This is a genomic window from Streptomyces sp. NPDC003456 (assembly GCF_042878735.1).
Classification (GTDB): domain Bacteria; phylum Actinomycetota; class Actinomycetes; order Streptomycetales; family Streptomycetaceae; genus Streptomyces.
This window is the reverse complement of sequence record NZ_JBIAOK010000002.1, coordinates 630641-646432: the sequence shown is the minus strand read 5'-3', so window position 1 is coordinate 646432 and position 15792 is coordinate 630641. Positions and strand designations below refer to the sequence as shown.

The 15792-nt window shown below is 73.2% G+C and carries 18 protein-coding genes and 2 pseudogenes; 12 read left to right on the top strand and 8 right to left on the bottom strand.

Annotation, left to right across the window (positions count from 1 at the left end):
- Positions 1–111 precede the first annotated feature (111 nt).
- The gene (locus ACFYWG_RS08625; RefSeq protein ID WP_389200115.1) at positions 112–384 is read right to left on the bottom strand and encodes a hypothetical protein; all 273 of its coding nucleotides are present in this window, start codon (positions 382–384) and stop codon (positions 112–114) included.
- Between the two features lie 209 nt (positions 385–593).
- On the opposite strand from ACFYWG_RS08625, the gene ACFYWG_RS08620 reads away from it, so the two are divergent.
- Both ACFYWG_RS08620 and ACFYWG_RS08615 read left to right on the top strand, forming a co-directional pair.
- Positions 594–983 (top strand): cupin domain-containing protein, encoded by a 390-nt coding sequence (locus tag ACFYWG_RS08620; protein ID WP_389200113.1) that lies wholly within the window; start codon positions 594–596, stop codon positions 981–983.
- A 72-nt stretch (positions 984–1055) separates the two neighbouring features.
- On the top strand, positions 1056–1601 hold the full coding sequence (locus tag ACFYWG_RS08615; RefSeq protein WP_389200111.1) for a DinB family protein: 546 nt from the start codon (positions 1056–1058) through the stop codon (positions 1599–1601).
- On the opposite strand, the gene ACFYWG_RS08610 is transcribed toward ACFYWG_RS08615, so the two are convergent.
- Positions 1553–2227 (bottom strand): DinB family protein, encoded by a 675-nt coding sequence (locus tag ACFYWG_RS08610; protein WP_389200109.1) that lies wholly within the window; start codon positions 2225–2227, stop codon positions 1553–1555. The two genes, ACFYWG_RS08615 and ACFYWG_RS08610, sit on opposite strands and share 49 nt — an antisense overlap.
- 520 nt (positions 2228–2747) lie before the next feature.
- Here ACFYWG_RS08610 and ACFYWG_RS08605 point away from each other — a divergent pair.
- Entirely contained in the window at positions 2748–4187 is a 1440-nt protein-coding gene (locus ACFYWG_RS08605) for a hypothetical protein (protein ID WP_389200749.1), read from the top strand.
- Positions 4188–4347: 160 nt separating this feature from the next.
- Here the strand turns inward: ACFYWG_RS08605 and ACFYWG_RS08600 are convergent, their stop codons facing one another.
- From ACFYWG_RS08600 to ACFYWG_RS08590, 3 genes and pseudogenes are all read right to left on the bottom strand, one after another.
- Entirely contained in the window at positions 4348–4716 is a 369-nt protein-coding gene (locus tag ACFYWG_RS08600) for an ArsR/SmtB family transcription factor (protein ID WP_383510691.1), read from the bottom strand.
- Positions 4713–5159 (bottom strand): SRPBCC domain-containing protein, encoded by a 447-nt coding sequence (locus ACFYWG_RS08595; RefSeq protein ID WP_389200107.1) that lies wholly within the window; start codon positions 5157–5159, stop codon positions 4713–4715. The genes ACFYWG_RS08600 and ACFYWG_RS08595 overlap by 4 nt, the downstream gene beginning before the upstream one ends.
- Positions 5160–5264: 105 nt before the next feature.
- Positions 5265–5582 (bottom strand): annotated as a pseudogene (locus ACFYWG_RS08590) (DUF899 family protein); the annotation flags it as partial.
- A 239-nt stretch (positions 5583–5821) separates the two neighbouring features.
- Here ACFYWG_RS08590 and ACFYWG_RS08585 point away from each other — a divergent pair.
- The 7 genes and pseudogenes from ACFYWG_RS08585 to ACFYWG_RS08555 all read left to right on the top strand — a co-directional run.
- Positions 5822–6346, top strand: a complete 525-nt coding sequence (locus ACFYWG_RS08585) for a DUF4232 domain-containing protein (RefSeq protein WP_389200105.1) — start codon at positions 5822–5824, stop codon at positions 6344–6346.
- A 242-nt stretch (positions 6347–6588) separates the two neighbouring features.
- Positions 6589–7104, top strand: a complete 516-nt coding sequence (locus tag ACFYWG_RS08580) for a DinB family protein (RefSeq protein WP_389200103.1) — start codon at positions 6589–6591, stop codon at positions 7102–7104.
- 113 nt (positions 7105–7217) lie between these two features.
- The gene (locus tag ACFYWG_RS08575) at positions 7218–8135 is read left to right on the top strand and encodes a LysR family transcriptional regulator (RefSeq protein ID WP_385420252.1); all 918 of its coding nucleotides are present in this window, start codon (positions 7218–7220) and stop codon (positions 8133–8135) included.
- 4 nt (positions 8136–8139) lie between these two features.
- Positions 8140–8862, top strand: coding sequence for an SDR family oxidoreductase (locus ACFYWG_RS08570; protein WP_389200100.1), 723 nt, complete (start codon positions 8140–8142; stop codon positions 8860–8862).
- A 53-nt stretch (positions 8863–8915) separates the two neighbouring features.
- The gene (locus ACFYWG_RS08565; protein ID WP_389200098.1) at positions 8916–9680 is read left to right on the top strand and encodes an alpha/beta fold hydrolase; all 765 of its coding nucleotides are present in this window, start codon (positions 8916–8918) and stop codon (positions 9678–9680) included.
- 328 nt (positions 9681–10008) lie between these two features.
- Positions 10009–10722 carry a GAF and ANTAR domain-containing protein gene (locus tag ACFYWG_RS08560; RefSeq protein WP_389200096.1) on the top strand — a complete coding sequence of 238 codons (714 nt, stop codon included), beginning with the start codon at positions 10009–10011 and terminating at the stop codon, positions 10720–10722.
- A gap of 37 nt (positions 10723–10759) precedes the next feature.
- Positions 10760–11098, top strand: a pseudogene (locus tag ACFYWG_RS08555) (IS5 family transposase); the annotation flags it as partial.
- 144 nt (positions 11099–11242) lie between these two features.
- On the opposite strand, the gene ACFYWG_RS08550 reads toward ACFYWG_RS08555, so the two are convergent.
- Entirely contained in the window at positions 11243–11989 is a 747-nt protein-coding gene (locus ACFYWG_RS08550) for a hypothetical protein (RefSeq protein ID WP_389200747.1), read from the bottom strand.
- A 92-nt stretch (positions 11990–12081) separates the two neighbouring features.
- Positions 12082–12483 (bottom strand): STAS domain-containing protein, encoded by a 402-nt coding sequence (locus ACFYWG_RS08545; protein WP_383510076.1) that lies wholly within the window; start codon positions 12481–12483, stop codon positions 12082–12084.
- Positions 12484–12591: 108 nt separating this feature from the next.
- Between ACFYWG_RS08545 and ACFYWG_RS08540 the strand changes: the two genes are divergently transcribed.
- Entirely contained in the window at positions 12592–12921 is a 330-nt protein-coding gene (locus ACFYWG_RS08540; RefSeq protein WP_389200094.1) for a helix-turn-helix transcriptional regulator, read from the top strand.
- 30 nt (positions 12922–12951) lie between these two features.
- Here ACFYWG_RS08540 and secD read toward each other — a convergent pair whose 3' ends face one another.
- Positions 12952–15180, bottom strand: coding sequence for a protein translocase subunit SecD (gene secD, locus ACFYWG_RS08535; RefSeq protein ID WP_389200092.1), 2229 nt, complete (start codon positions 15178–15180; stop codon positions 12952–12954).
- Positions 15181–15489: 309 nt separating this feature from the next.
- Between secD and ACFYWG_RS08530 the strand changes: the two genes are divergently transcribed.
- Positions 15490–15645 carry a hypothetical protein gene (locus ACFYWG_RS08530; RefSeq protein WP_389200090.1) on the top strand — a complete coding sequence of 52 codons (156 nt, stop codon included), beginning with the start codon at positions 15490–15492 and terminating at the stop codon, positions 15643–15645.
- Positions 15646–15792 lie beyond the last annotated feature (147 nt).

Sequence of the window (15792 nt, the reverse complement as noted above, 5' to 3'; positions counted from 1 at the left end):
AGGGGGGCGGCGGGCGATGCCGGCAGACGGTCTGTGCTGGCTGCGGTGCCGGGGACGGTCTGGCTGAGAGGCCATCTCCGCCGGGGATTCCCTCACGGCGGGAGCGGTGCGTCAGGCGCCCTGTCGCCGGCTGCGCTTCTCCAGTTCCTCGACGTAGTTGTAAGCCGCGTTGCTGCCCTGCTTGCCGGGTGACAGCTTGACGATGGCCTTGTCCTTGTCCTTGTCCGGGTCACCGCTGAGGCACACCTCGGTGAGGACATAGGGCAGGCCGTCGACACGGAACCGGATGCTGCCGTCGGGATAGGCGCTGACGCCGATCCTCCTGCCGTCGGGGAGCACGATCGGCTCGGCTACGAAGTGCGCTTGCAGAGGCTGATCAGCCATGCGGAACTCCAGGTGACCCGGGCCCTTTACGAGCGAGCAGCGTATCCCGACTCCGGTACGCGAGCCGGTGGTTCGTGCATCGCCGTAGGGGCCGTCAGCCTGCCGAGCGCCAGGGCCCGTCGTCCGGCGGCAGGTCACGGGCGGCGAGCACGATGTTAGATTCCTGGATCCGGCCAGGGCAGGGCGCACAGGGGACAAGGAGGCGATCCATGACTGACCCGCAGGAGCCTCCCGGCACCGAGGGCACTCCCCTTCCGCGACTTCTGGGCAACACCGTGTCGATCGCCGAGGCCGGCTCGGAGTCGACGGGGGCGTTGTGGCGGCTGGCCGAGCCCGGGCGGCAGTTGGACGCCAATCTCGTGCGCGTCCCGCCCCACGGGCACATCGACGCCCACGCCGAGCCGGACCTGGACGTCCTGCTGCTCGTCGTCACGGGTGAGGGCACGCTCGGCCCGGCGGAACGGGAACAGGCGCTGGAACCCGGCAGTCTGGTCTGGCTCCCCCACGGCAGTGTGCGCAGCCTGACGGCGGGCGCGGGCGGCCTCGCGTACGTGACCGTGCACCGCCGGCGTCCGGGCATGCGGATCGGCCGACGCTGACACGCATCCTTGAAGACAGGGACTCCGCCGGTGCGGCGAGGCACGCACAGGGCGGTGCGGAAGGGGGACGACATGAGCGGACGTAGGAGACGCGGAGAGCTGTTCGGCGGCGACGAGAGTCGGTTCACGGGCCCGACGACGGGTGACGAACGGCGCATGCTCGTCGACATGCTGGGTGCTCAGCGGGCGACGCTGGAGCTCAAGTGCTCAGGTCTGGCGGCCGAGTTGGCCGTGCGCTCCGTGGAGCCGTCCACGCTCTCGCTGCTCGGACTGGTCCGGCACCTGGCCGACGTCGAGCGCCGCTGGTTCCGGCAGGTGCTGGCCGGACAGGACGCCCCGCCGGTCTTCTCGTCCGCCGCCGAACCCGACGGTGACTTCGACGGCGCGACGGGCGACCCGCGGGTCATCGAGGCCGCGTGGGAGGCCTGGCGCACCGAGGTCGACTTCGCCGAGCGGTTCACCGATCGCGCGCCTCACCTCGAGGTGGAGGGCGAGGACGCGTGGCGCGGCGCGGTGTCGCTGCGCTGGGTCCTGCTCCACATGATCGAGGAGTACGCCCGCCACAACGGTCACGCCGACCTGCTCCGCGAACGCATCGACGGGTCGATCGGCATCTGACCCGCCCGCGCGCCGAGAAACCGGTACAGGTCACGCAGCAGAGCGATCTCGGCGCCATGGTGCAGCAGTTCCTGGTTGACCCACCAGACCGTCTCCAGGAACGGGTCGTCGGGGTCGCTGCCGTGGGGATAGGTGCTGTACCCCACCGTGTCGAGCGCCCGGTCATCGACACTCGTCAGGGCTTCCCGCCATGCCGTGGCAGCGGCGTCGAAGGCGCCGACCGCCCCGGCCGCATCACCGCTGCTGCGGAAATCGTCCCTGGTCAACGTATGGCTGCCCGCCGTGTGGTCGGCACGCAGGGTCAGCAGTTCGGTGAGGTGACTCAGACGCCAGGCGATGGTGGTGAAGGGCGGCGGGAACGGGTGCGGGAAGGGAGCGGAGTCGCGTCCCCAGTCCCCCGCGCCGGCGAGGTCCGTGGCGCGCGCCCCCGGACCGTTCGTGCGCCGCCGGACCGACCAGCAGGCGGGGACCGGCTCCCAGAAGTACTCGTCGTCGGTCAGCGGGCCGACCTCGATGTCCGTGCCGTTGCCGCTGTCCACGACAGGGCCCGTCAACCGGTCGGTGAGACGCACACGGGCGAAGTCGAACTGCTGCAGGAGCGGGGACAGACGCGGTGGGACGGACATACGACGCTCCTACGACGACCGGCCTGGACGGGTGCTCAGCAGAAGCGCACCCTGTCACAGCCCACGCCGGCGTGCCTCTCCTTTCCGGCCCGGCGCTCCGGCGCCGTGCCGATGCCCGCCCTGGTCTGCGCGACGCGGGCTGCTCCGCCATCGAGGAGTGGCGGGGGCATGGGAGGCGATCGGATGCGTGGTGCCGCGGAGTGTGCGTGCCGGGCGCGGTGAGCCGGGACTGCGCGGCGGAGTCGTCATGCGCGACGGGGCCTGGGTGGCACAGCGGGCGCTTCCGGTGGACGTGGCTCCTCGTCATCGGGAGGCGGTCCCTCGACCAATATGAAATCAATCAGGCGGGGCGTTCAGTTGCCTGTCCGCCCCCCCTAGCATCGGGCCCGCCGCGCGAGGGACGCGTGCGGTGAGATGAAGGGAGCGCCTGATGAGCATGCCGCCGAAAGTGCCCTGGGCCGGACGGATGCGGGCGGTTCTCCCCGCCCGCCGGGGCGCTGCCGTGCCCTGGGCCGGACGGATGCGGGCGGTTCTCCCCGCTCGCCGGGGCGCTGCCGTGCGCGGTGCGCTGGCGACGGCCCTTGTCGCCGCGCTCGCCGTACCCGCGCTCTCCACTCCCGCTGCCGCCTCCGACGCACCGGCTGCGACGGCGTGTCCGGCCGACCTGGCCGGTACGGCGACCTGTTACACGGGACGGAGCACGGACGGCGCGTACTACGCGATCGCCGTGCCCGGGAAGTGGAACGGCTCCCTGGTCGTGCACGCCCACGGCGGGCCGGACCTGGGCGAGGGGTCCGACCCGGAGCGCAGCATAGGTGACCTCGAACGCTGGTCGGTCATGGTGAAGCAGGGCTACGCCTGGGCCGGTTCCTCGTACCGTCGCGGTGGGTACGGAACGAGGATGGCGGCCGCCGTCACCGAGAGCCTGCGCCGGCTCTTCGTCGCGCGATTCCGTCAGCCCGAACGGACGTATCTCCACGGCCAGTCGTGGGGCGGCAACGTGGCCGCGAAGGCCGTCGAACTGTACGGCTCGAAGAACCACGGGCCGTACGACGGCGCGTTGCTCACCAACGGTGTCCTCGGTGGTGGTTCGCGCGGTTACGACTACCGAGTGGATCTGCGTGTGGTCTACCAGTACTACTGCCGGAACCACCCGCGGCCGGAGGAGACGCCGTATCCGCTGTGGACGGGTCTGCGCGCGGGTTCGACGATGACCTCGTCCGGTCTGCGTGCGCGGCTCCAGGAGTGCACCGGCTTCTCCTCACCGCCCGAGGACCGCACCGCCCTGCAGCAGCGCAACCTCGACGACATCCTCGCCGTCACGCGGATCCCCGAGCGGACACTGGAGTCGCATCTGAGGTTCGCCACGTTCACCTTCCGGGACATCGTGCACCACCGCCTGGGCGGGCGGAACCCGTTCTCCAACAGGGGAGTCGTCTACTCCGGCTCCCACGACGACGCGGCCCTCAACGCCGGTGTCGAGCGCTTCTCGGCGGACCCGACCGCGGTACGGGACCTCTCCTACGACAGCGACCTCACCGGCAAGGTGTCGATCCCGGTCCTCACGCTGCACGCGATCGACGACCCGACGGCGTTCGTGGAGCACGAGGCCGCCTACCGGGCGACTGTGCGCGGCGCGGGGCGGGACCGGCACCTCGTGCAGACCTTCACCGACGAGCACGAGCACAGCGGTCTGAGCCCGTCCGAGTACGCCACCTCCATCGCGGCGCTGGACACGTGGGTCCGCAGCGGCAGGAAGCCCACGGCGGGCTCGATCGCGGCCGCGTGCCCGCGCCACGACGCCCGTTACGGCACCGGCTGTTTCTACGAGCCGTCGTTCGTCCCCCGGCCGTACGCGACCCGCGTCAACGCCCGCCCCGGCGGCTTGGACTGGCCGGCCCTCACCGCCCGGCAGGAGAGGCAGTGGAGCCGGCTGCCCTCGGTGGGCATCGCGCCCTGAACCGGACGGCGGCGGCACGAAGGTCGGGTCCCACACCGGAAGGACCCCGCGCGCGGCACTTGGTGGGACGCGGCCGCGGGCGGGCCGCGGGCGAACCGGTCGGGATGCGGGCGAGCAGGGGCCGCTGCTCGTCGTGGTCGTGGGGCGCCGCCCCGGGGCGTCAGTCGGGAGGCAGCGGTTCCGTGCCCTGTTCCGCCGCCTCCGCCATGCGCTTGATGCGCGCCAGGCGCCTGTCCCACTCGGCGGCGAGCGAGGCCATCCACCGGGCCGTGGTGTCCAGCGCGTCCGGGCGCACCGCGTAGCGCACCTCGCGCCCCGCCCGGCTGGCGGTGACCAGTCGCGCGGCGTCCAGTACCGCGAGGTGCTTGACCACCGCCTGCCGGGAGACGGGGAGTTGCTGCGCGAGCGTCGTTGCGGTGGCCTGGCCCTGCGCCGCGAGGAGGTCGAGCAGCCGGCGCCGCGTCGGGTCGGCGAGCGCGCCTATGACGCTGTCGACGACCTCGGCGGCGCCGGGACGTTCCTCGGTCACGCGGCGGGCAGCTCGGCGCGGGTCTTGAGCGCGTCGAGTTCGATGGGCCAGCCCTGGGTGTGGTCCTTCAGGTTCTGGCTGCGCAGCTCCTCGGACCCGGCCAGCGCCGTGAACCCGCTCTCGACGACGCGCAGCCGCGTGCCCTCGCTCTCCTCGCTCAGCGTGAACTCGACCAGGGTGCTGTTGTTCTCCCGCAGTTCCTCACCGGGGAACGCACTGGTCCAGCGGTAGGCCAGATACGTCGGCGGGTCGACCTTCTCCACCCGCACGGGGAAGTCGCCGTGCTCGGAGTTCTTCACCACCAGCACGTCGCCCTCCCTGGCCGCCGTGCCGGGCAGGCTCTCCTTGTCCGCGACCCAGAACCCGGGTTGGGCCACCAGCGACCAGACCCGCTCCAGGGGCGCGTCGATCAGGGTTTCGCGTTCGATCCGGTCCTCGTTCATGAGAATTCCTCCGTGTCCGGTCCGGCCTCATCTGCAACTCCAGAGTTGCACCTCGCGAGGCATTACGCAACCCGGTGGTTGCACTTGAGTCGGACCGGTGCCGCGTCAGTAGTGGGGGCCGTGCCGGCCCAGGGTCTCCACCGGGGTCGCGCCGGGGCGGGTCCACTGGGGTGCGGGGCGACTGGTCGGACCCCATGTCGCCCTGCCTTCCGCGTCCGTACGCCAGTACCAGCACGCGTCGCGCCCCTCGGGCCGGCCGTCGGGCGTGTCCTCCCACCTCTCGCCTCGCCCGTAGGGCGTCATGTCGAGCAGGCCGAGGGATCCGTTGACCCGCTCGTTGCCCCGGCCGGTCGTGGAGTAGGTGAGGAACGCGCGGTCGCCGTCGCGCAGGAAGCAGGTGAGGTGGCCCATGCCGCCCGCGGGCCGAGGGCCGCACCCGTCCGCCCGCCGGCACCGGGCACGGGCCGAACGGCCTCCCGGTCCCCCGGGCCGTCCCGGTCGCCCGTTCCAGGCTCTCGGCATCGCCGCAGGTGAGCGGGCGTTCCACCGTTCCGGCGTCCCGAAGTGAGCGCGTCCGCTGGCTCGTGGGACGGAGGGCGTTCCACGCTGCGGTGGTCCGAGCGACCCGCCGGACGACCACTTCCTCACTGGGAGATCACGACATGCGCTCGCCCTTCGCTCACCCGTCCGCCCGCCTCGTCCTGGCCGCCGTCGCGGCCGCCGCGCTGACCGCCACGGCCACGGCGACCGCCCACGCCGCCGCCGACCGTGGCCAGGTCACGCGGGCCTGCGTCACGGGCGACCTGTCCTTCTCGGTCACGTCCGAGACGCAGGCGGGTGGATACCTCCTCCTCACCGCCAAGGCCGAGCCCGGCGTCACCTGCCACCTGCGGGGCGTCTTCCCCTCCGCGTCCTTCGGCTCCTCCGCCGACACCGAGGTGGGACCGGCCGAGCACGCCGTCAGCGACGGGGTGACCCTGTCCGGGTCCAGGGCCGCCTACGCGGGTGTCAACCCGAAGACCACCGCCGGCGACCACGGCAAGCAGTTCGACCGGCTCCACCTCTCCGTCATGGGCGACGAGCTGAACTCCGTCACCCTCGAACTGCCGGAGACGGTGACCGTCGACCGGCCGGAGGCGACCAACTGGCACGCCGACCCGGCCGACGCCGTGCCCTTCTCCGCCTGACATGCTCCCGAGGCGCCGGGTACCCGTGCGGTGCCCGGCGCCTCGGCCCCAGCACGGCGGCCCTGCTGTGTCCGGCGCCTCGGCACGCCGGCCCGGCAGGGCCGCCCGTTCCGGCCTGTCGACCGCCCTCCGGGACGGAAGCCGTCCCAGGTCCTTTGCCGCAACCGCAACAAGCCGTGCGGTCCCGGGGCGGGCCGCCCAGACTGGAACCGCCCGCGGCACGAGCACCCCGAGGAGCCCGGATGAACACCACGGACCCGGCCGAACGGAGGGGCCGCGGCCGCCGCCGCGACGCTCCGCCGCCCCGCACCGGGAGCGGTGAGATCGAGGTACTGCGCGGTTTCCTCGACTACCTGCGGACCTCGGTAGCCGCGAAGATCGACGGCGCCCCCGAGCCGCAGGTGCGCACCGCCGCGGTGCCGTCGGGCACGAACCTGCTCGGTCTGCTCCACCACCTGACGGCGGTCGAACGGGCGACGTTCCTCGGCGAGCACGTCGGCGACTGGCAGGCCACGTTCCGGGCCGCGCCGACGGACACCGTGGCCGATGTCGTCGGGCGCTATCGGGAGGCGGTCCGCGGTGCGAACGAAGTACTCGACGAGTGCACCGACCCGGCGGCACCGCTCCCCCGCGCCCGGCCGGGGCGTCCCGCCCCCAGTGTGCGGTGGGCGCTCACCCATCTGATCGAGGAGACCGGCCGTCACGCGGGCCACGCGGACATCCTCCGGGAACTCATCGACGGCTCGACCGGCCGCTGACCCACCGGTGCCGGTGGGCCGCCTTCCGGGCCCCGCACGCGCCGCCCCCGTCCCTCGTCCAGCCCCCCGTGCGCGCCGTGTCCGTGCCGCTGCCCCCGACGTAGGATTTCCGCATGTCAGAGCTCAATCTGCGGCGTCTGCGCTACTTCCTGGCCGTCGCCGACGCCCTGAGCTTCAGCCGGGCCGCGGAGGTCCTGCACATCGCCCAGCCCGTGCTCAGCCGGCAGATCGCGGTGCTGGAGCGAGAGCTCGGTGTCACCCTGTTCGCGCGCTCGACGCGGGGCACCGACCTGACCGACGCGGGCAGGCTCCTCGCCGAGGACGGACGCCGGCTGCTGCGGTCGGCCGACGCCCTGCAACGACGTGCCCGGCAGGCCGCCCAGGCAGGCGAGCGGCTGGCTCTCGGCTTCATGCCGGGGCTGCTGCTCACGCCGGTCGTGCAGGGCCTGCGGCAGTCGTTCCCGGGCATCCGGATCGAGCTCGTCCGCACGACGTGGGACGACCAGGTGGAGACGATCCTCGACGGCCGCGTCGACCTCGGTCTGGTGCGGCTTCCCGTCCCCCGCCGGGGTCTGCGGGTCGAGACCCTGTTCCGGGAGGAGCGGGTCGCCGTCCTGTCGGCCGCGCACCCCCTCGCCGCCGCCGAAGAGCTGAGTCCGCGCTCCCTCGCCGAGTTCGACCTCCTCCAGGCTCCGGAGGCTGCTCCGGAGTGGTGCGAGGCCCGCGTCGCGCGGGGTCTGCCCGTGCCGACCGGGGGCGATCATCCCCACGAGGTGGAGATCAAGCTGGAACGGGTGGCGGCCTCGTCCGGTGTGGCGTTCCTCCCGGCCTCCACGGCCCGGTTCTACACGCGGCCCGACGTCGTCGTGCGCCCGGTGGCGGGACTGGCACCGGGCGCGGTCGGCGTCGCCTGGGCCGCGGGACGCGACTCGGCCGCGCTCAGCCGCGCGATCACGCTCGCTCATACCCTGCGGGCATCACTGACGACGGAAAGGGTCTTGGACGCGGAGGCAGCGCCGGCCGGACCCTGAATCCATGACCCTCACTCCTTCCTCCCGCATCGTCGTCCTCGGTGGCACCAGCGGCATCGGCCTCGCCGTGGCCCGGCGCGCCGCAGCCGCCGGAGCGGCGGTGACCATCGCCTCACGCCGGGCCGCATCGGTCGAGCGCGCTCTCGGACAGCTTCCGGCCGGTGTCGTGGGGCGGGCCGTGGACGCCGGTTCCGCCGACGCGGTCGCGGCCCTGTTCGGCGAGATCGGCACCTTCGACCACCTCGCCTACACCGCCGGCGAGAACCTGACCGGCCTTCCCCTCGGCGACTACACCGTCGACCGCGCGAGCGAGTTCTTCGCACTGCGCCTGTTCCACGCGCTCGACGCCGTCCGGCTCGCCGTGCCGCACCTCGCGCCGGGTGGGTCCGTCACCCTGGTCAGCGGCACAGCGGCTTACAAGGGCGGCCCCGGCTGGACGCTGGGGGCGGCGGTCTCCGGCGCGGTGCTGTCCGCCGCGCGCAGCCTCGCCGTGGAACTGGCGCCGATCCGGGTGAACGCCGTGGCACCCGGTGTGGTGCGCTCGCCGCTGTGGTCGGCCATGACCGAGGCGGACCGGGAGGGCATGTACGCCGGCCTCGCCGCGTCCCTGCCGCTCGGCCGCGTGGCGGAGCCGGACGACGCGGCCAAGGCGTTCCTCGCCCTGATGGACCAGGACTACGTGACCGGGACGGTCTCGGTCGTCGACGGCGGCACGCTCACGGCCTGAGCCGGCGCGGGCGTCGCGGGACGACTCCGCGCGGAGCCGGGTACTCGTCGATCATGACGCGCCACGGGAAGCCGCTTCTGTACGTCACGCACGACCGGGCCGGGGCCATCGCGGTCCGGAGCATGGGCACGGCGCGTCTCGGCACCGGGCGCGCTCCCGTGGTCCTGGTGCCGGGGCTGGGGGCGCACGGCTATCTGCTGCGGACGCTGGAGCGGTGCGCCCGGCCGGGGCCGGCACGGCTGCTGGACGTTCCCGGCTTCCGGGATCCCGCCGGGCCCGTCTGCGGGGAGACGATCGAGGCGCTCGCGGACACGGTCGCCCGGTGGCTGGCGGAGGTGCCGGGCCGGCCCGTGGTGCTGGCCGGGCATTCCACCGGCGCCCAGGTGGCGCTGCACGCCGCCGTAAGCGGTCCCGAGCGCGTTCAGGCCCTCGTGCTGCTCGCTCCGACCTTCCCGCCCCGGTTGCGGCGCATGGGGCCGCTGCTCGGCGCGGCGCTCCGCACAGCCGTGCAGGAGTCCCCCGGCGTCGTACCGGCCGTCCTGCCGTCCTATCTGAAGGCCGGGCCGCGGCGGCTGCTGATCTGTGCGCGGTCCGGTCAGGCGGACGCCCCCGAGGAGGTGCTGCCGTCGGTGTCCTGCCCGGTGACACTCGTCGGGGCCGAGGACGACGCCCTCAGCCCGCCCGGGTGGGTGCGGTACCTGGCCGGGCGGGCCCGCCGCGGCCGGGCAGTGCTGGTCCGGGGGGCGCACGCCTTCCCGCATCGCCGTCCGGACGTCACGGCCGCGCTGCTGGACAGCGCACGGCGACAGGGCTCCTGACGCACCCTCCGACGCGGCGCCCGCGTCGGCCGCAGCCCCCGCCCGAGCCTGGGCCCGCACTCGCCCGCCCCTCCACCTCCTCCCGCCTCCCCTGCCCGGTCCCTTTGCCCCTCCCTCGGGGCAGTGCGGTCCGCGTCCTGCGCGACCGTGCGCCGCACGTACGGCGGCATTTTCGCGCCCGGGCCGGGTACTTCCCGGCCATGGCCTTCGCTCCTCACATGCCGCCGCCGTCCTCCCGCCGGGGGACAGGTTGGGCCGACACCGCCCGCTCGTGCGCGACACCCCGTCCCCCCGCGGCCACGCAGACGCCCGCGCACGGGGGCCCGCGATGACGGCGGAGGCGGTGAAGGCGGCGCGGATGGTCGCGGAAGCGGCGGCCGGGGCTTCCCTGGAGGACGTCCCGAGACGGGTGTGCGAGGCGGTGCGGGACGGGCTCGGCGTGGACGGCGCCACTCTCTCGCTGCTCACGGACACGCCGTCCCGCCAGCTGCTCGCCGCGTCGGACGACGCCGCACTGCAGCTGGAGGAGCTCCAGTTCACGCTGCTGGAGGGCCCCTGCATCACCGCGGCCCACACCGGTGAGCCCGTCGCCGTGCACGACCTGCGCCACGAGCTGACGCCCTGGCCTCTGTTCGGGGCGCTGATGCGCGAGAAGCTGCCGCAGATCGGGTCGGTGTACGCGCTGCCCCTGTTCTTCGGGGACTACGTGCTGGGCACCGTCGACCTGCTGGCCCTGAGGGCTCACGCGCTCGACGAGGAGGACCTGGTGCAGGCGTCGGACGTGGCCGACGCGGTGACCGCGGCGCTCATGACGACCCGGGAGATGATCATCACCGGGTCGCGGGCTCCGGACTGGGAGCCGAGGGCCGTCGTACGCGCCCACTGGTTCGACACCGCCCGTGCCGTGACCACCCTGGTGACGCGGCGGGGGCTGAGCCCCGAGGACGCCTTGGCCCTCATGCGCGCCGAGGCGTTCCGCAGCGGCCGGTCACTGGCGGACATCACCGCGGACGTCCTGCGGGACCCGCCGGGCGGGAACTAGGCCGTTTCGTTTGGATCATCTGATCGTTGGTCTGGGCGTGCCGTTGACTGACACGCAGTGGGCGCGGATCGAGCCGTTGCTGCCAGACCGGACGCCGCAGCGGGGTGGCCGGTGGCGGGATCACCGTGAGGTGATCGACGCGATCGCCTGGAAGTTCCAGACCGGATCGCAGTGGGTCCACCTCCCTGAGACGTACGGGAACTGGAGGGGCGTCTACAACAGGCTGCGGACGTGGGCCATCGACGGCACATGGGCACGGGCGTTCGCCGCGCTCATCGCACAGGCTGACGCAGAGGAAGACCTCGGCTGGGCCGTCTCGGTCGACTCCACTGTCGTGCGGGCTCACCAGCACGCAGCCGGGGCCCGCAAAAGGGGGCCCCGGCCGGCGAGCCCGATGACAATGCCATCGGCGCTTGAAGCAGTGGCGTGGCATAGCCACCCGCTACGAAAAGAGCGCAACCATCTACCTGGCCGGACTCTACGTCGCCGGCATCTTTCTTTGGTCTGCCAGGCCCACGACTCAGGAGCAGGAGCGAGCCGCATCGTCCCAGGCGCCGGGGCTGCGGTAGCGGTTCTTGTGCCCGGCGGCGAGTACGTGGCGCAGTCGGGCAAGGTGCTGGGTGTTCGGGGGGAGATCCAGCTGGTCAAGGATGGCCAGTGCGGCAGTCGGTTCCAGGTCGCCGTAGACGTCGTGGAAGCTCGCCAGGAGGCCGCGGAAGACGGCCGCGTGCAGGGCGGGAAGCCGCATGGCGGTGCGGTACGTCGGCTCCTTCACCGTCCAGCGCACCGGGCCTGAACATTCCAGAACGCTACAGGCTCGGCGGAGCAGGGCTTCCGATTGCTCGGCCACCACGCGGTCGATGTCGTTACCGAGGACCTCGGCGAAGGCCGTCGCGGAAGTGGTTCGGTCCTCGAACCAGTCCACCCACAGCGAGTAGGTGACGGCCTCGACGCCCCGGTCCGCCTCCAGCCGCTGACGGTAGCCGTCCCACAGCACGTCGGCCGGCAGGGGGCACTCCGCGCTCTCGTTCGCGAACCGAATCTCGCACGTGACCCAGTAGTCGTCGAGGAGGTCCAGCAGCCCGAAGGCCAACCGCAGCTGGTCGGCTGTATCCAGGTCTTCGGCGAACACATCGCCGGCCCAGGACTGCGCCACCTGGTTGGCGGTGAGCAACACGTCCGACTTCTCGTCGCTCACCCACCCGTCGCCCACCTGGCGGACGCCCTGGTCAGCCAGCCAACGCCGCGCTGCCTCCTCGGCTTGCATCTCCACTCGGGAAGTATGACAAGCCTCGCAAGATCCTAACGAAACGGCCTAGGTGTGCTGTCCCGGGACGGGTCGAGCCGTGCCGGCCCGGCTCACCCGGTGGCGGCGTCGAGCGTCTCGCGGATGTCCAGCAGGCCGTCGACCCCGGTGATCTCGCAGAGCCGCCGGAGGTGGGGCGACGGTGCGACCACGCGCAGGTTGCCGGTCAGGTGCGTGAGGATCAGCAGGTTCAGCAGCGTCGAATCCGCGAACGTCACGCCGGAGGCGTCCAGCACCACGACCGGGTGGCTGCGGACCGCGCTCGCCAGTGCGTCGGCGAGCGGCTGGACCGAGTCCAGGTCGTAGTCGCCGCGGGCGGCGACGACCCAGGCCCCGCGCTTCGCGTACTGCCGCACCGAGGGCGCCTCCGCGACCTGCCCGGCTGTCCGCCGCGGCAGCGGCGTCCGGCCGGTGTCGCTCATGAGCGCCGTCTCGGCGGCCTCTTCCCAAGGCACCTCGGGGCTCCTCCTGTGGTTCTCCCCTGCGGGAGCACGTCATCCGTTGCCGGAAAAGTATGTCATGTATCGAGGTTCCGGCAACCAAGAGCATCTAATATGCAGGTCATGGTCGCAGTGCCCCGGTCCCACAGCGGATGGACGTTCATCACCAGCCACGCCCGCGTGCTCGCAGCCGTCGCCGACGACCCCAGCACACGCATCCGCGACATCGCCGCCCGCTGCCGCCTCACCGAACGGGCCGTCTCCCGGATCATCGCCGACCTGGAAACGGACGGGTACCTCTCCCGCACCCGCGACGGCCGCAGCAACACCTACCGCGTCGAACCCGGCAAGGTCCTGCGCCACCCCGCCGAAGCAGGCCTGCCCGTCGCCTCCCTGCTCTCCCTCCTCGTGCAGGACGAGGCCGACCGCACCACCGGACCGGCCGGCCCCTAGCGTCCGCGGCGGAGCGCTCCCGCCCCCCGGTCACCGGGCCCGGGAACGGGCCGCGTACCGGTCCAGCTCGATCGCCAGCGGCGTGGCGGTGAAGACCGACGAGTACGTGCCGACCACCAGTCCGACGAGCAGGGCCAGGGCGAAGTCCGTCAGGGAGTCCCCGCCCAGGACGGCCAGGGCGGCGAGGATCAGCGCGGCGCCCACGCCGGTGTTGACGGTGCGCGGGAGCGTCTGGACGATCGCCCGGTCGGCCAGAGCGGGCAGGGGGGCCGCGCGCTCGCGTCGCCACAGCTCCCTGACGCGGTCGAAGACGACGACCGAGTCGTTGACGGAGTAGCCGATCACGGTGAGCAGCGCGGCCAGGAAGACCCCGTCGAAGGGCTTGCCGAGCCAGGCGAAGACGCCGACGAGGATGACGACGTCGTGGGCGAGGGCCGCGACCGCCGCGGTGCCGAACAGCCAGCGGAAGCGGGCGGTCAGGTAGAGCAGTTGCGCGGCGAGGGCCACGCCCAGGGCGATGAGGGCGTTTCTGCGCAGTTCCTCGCCGAGGCTGGGCCCGATCAGTTCGTCGCGCACCTTCTCCGTCCCGCCGCCGAGCGTGCCGACGGTACGGGTCACCGCCTCCGCCTGTACGTCGGTCAGCTCGCCGGTCCGTACCGACAGGGCGCTGTCGCCGGAGGACTGGACGACGGCGCGCGGGAAGCCGGCGTCGGCGAGAGCGGTACGCGCCCGCTCCGGGTCGACCGGGCGGGTGGTGGTGTACTCGATCAGGCGCCCGCCGGTGAACTCCACACCCAGGTCGAGACCGCGCACGGCGACACCGGAGGCGGCGACGGCCAGGACGGCGGCGGACAGGGCCAGCCAGCGGCGCGGGTGGCGCATCAGCTCCGGCCGGGAGCGTTCGAGGCGGCTCCTGACCCGTCCTGCGGTGGCCAGGCCGGTCACATGGGGGCGGCGGCGCACCCACGGGCGGGATGCCGCGTGGTCGGCGAGGACGCGGGTGACGACCAGGGCGCTGACCATCGAGGCGAGAACGCCGATGCCCAGCGTCACGCCGAAGCCGCGCACCGGCCCGGAGGCGAGGAAGAACAGCAGTCCGGCGGCGATGAGGGTGGTGATGTTGGAGTCGGCGACGGCGCTGAAGGCCTTGCGGAATCCGGCGGCGAGGGCGGAGCGGGCGCCGGCCCGCCGGCGCTGCGCGTGCTCCTCGCGGGCGCGCTCGAAGACGAGCACGTTGGCGTCGACGGCCATGCCGATGGCCAGCACGAACCCGGCCAGGCCCGGCAGCGTGAGGGTGGCGCCCAGGGCGGCCAGGGCGGCGTGGGAGACGAGCCCGTACGCGGCCAGGGCGAGTACGGCGAGGGCGCCCATGAGCCGGTAGACGGCGATGAGGAACAGTGCGGTCAGGGCGGTGCCGACGACCGCGGCCCAGGCGCCGGCGGTGATGGCCTCGGCGCCCAGCGTGGGGCCGACGGTGCGCTGCTCGACGGTCTCCACGGGCACGGGCAGGGCGCCGCCGCTGATGAGCAGGGCCAGTTCGCGTGCCTCGTCGTCGGTGAAGGACCCGGTGATCCGCGTGGCGCCGCCGGTGATGCCCGCCTCGCACGCCACCGACGGGTCGACCTGCGGCGAGGAGATGACCTTCTCGTCGAGGACGATGGCGACACGGCGCTGGGGGTGCCCCGCGGGGTGGCAGGCGGCCGTGCCGGTCAGCCGGCCCCACCCGTCGCGGCCGGAGGCGTCGAAGTCGACCGTCACGTGCCATCCGGCGCCGCTCTGCTGGTCGAACCGGGCGTCGGCCCCCTGGACGTCCCGCCCGGTCATTGCGGCGGGCCCCAGCCGCAGCGGCCGGCCCGACTCGTCGGGCAGGACGCGCTCCCGGGGCTGCTTCGGCGGAGGTGCGGAGCCGTCGGTCCCGCTGTCGCCGAGGCCGGTCACGGGATGGACGCTGAGCTGTGCGGTGCGGCCCAGGACGTCGGCCGCCTTCTTCGGGTCCTGCAGACCGGACAGTTCGACGATGATCCGGCGGTCGCCGGAGCGCTGCAGGGTGGGTTCGGCGACGCCGAGCGCGTCGATGCGGCCGCGCAGCACCTCCAGGGTGCGGTCGGTGGCCTCGGGACCGGCTTCTGCGGTTTCGGTGGAGCGGGTCTCCAGGACGATCTGGGTGCCGCCGCGCAGATCCAGCCCCAGGCGGACCGGCACGGTGACGGTGATGTACAGGGACAGGGCGACGACGGCGAGAGCGAGCAGCGCTCTCACCCGGGACGAGCGGATCAACGCGGGGCCTCCGGCGGACACACCGCGGCGGCGGCCGGCGCGGCCGCGGTGGAGGACAGGGTGGATTCAGGTGCCGGAGGGGATCGGGGGTGACCGTCCCCGATCGGTGGAGGCGTGGTGGGCGTGAGGGGGCCCGTGCGATGTCCGCGAGTCCGTCGGCTGGGCCCTCAGGGCGGCGGTTGCCGCCTCGCGGTCGGCGACGGCGAGGGGATGGCCGGGCGGCGGCGTGCGCTCGCCGGGAGGTTCGAGCCGGTGGGCCGCGTGCACGGCGCATGCCGTGACACATCCGTCGTGGAGGTACGGACTGTCTCCGTCGTGAAGGTACGGATCGTCTCCGTCGTGGAGGGACGGATCGACTCCGTCGTGGAGGGAGGGATCGTCTCCGTCGTGGACGGACGGATCGGCCCGGGGCCGCCCGTCGGTGGCCGGTCCGTACGCCGTTCCTGACTGTCCTGGTGCGGACGGTACGGCCTGTGGTCCTGCGGTGTGCGCGGCCCAGACCCGGAATCCGGCGCCCGGCACCACGGCCAGGAGGACTGCCAGCAGGGCGGCGGCCCACAGTGGGCTGTCGACGACGGTCGCGGCCCGCACCCC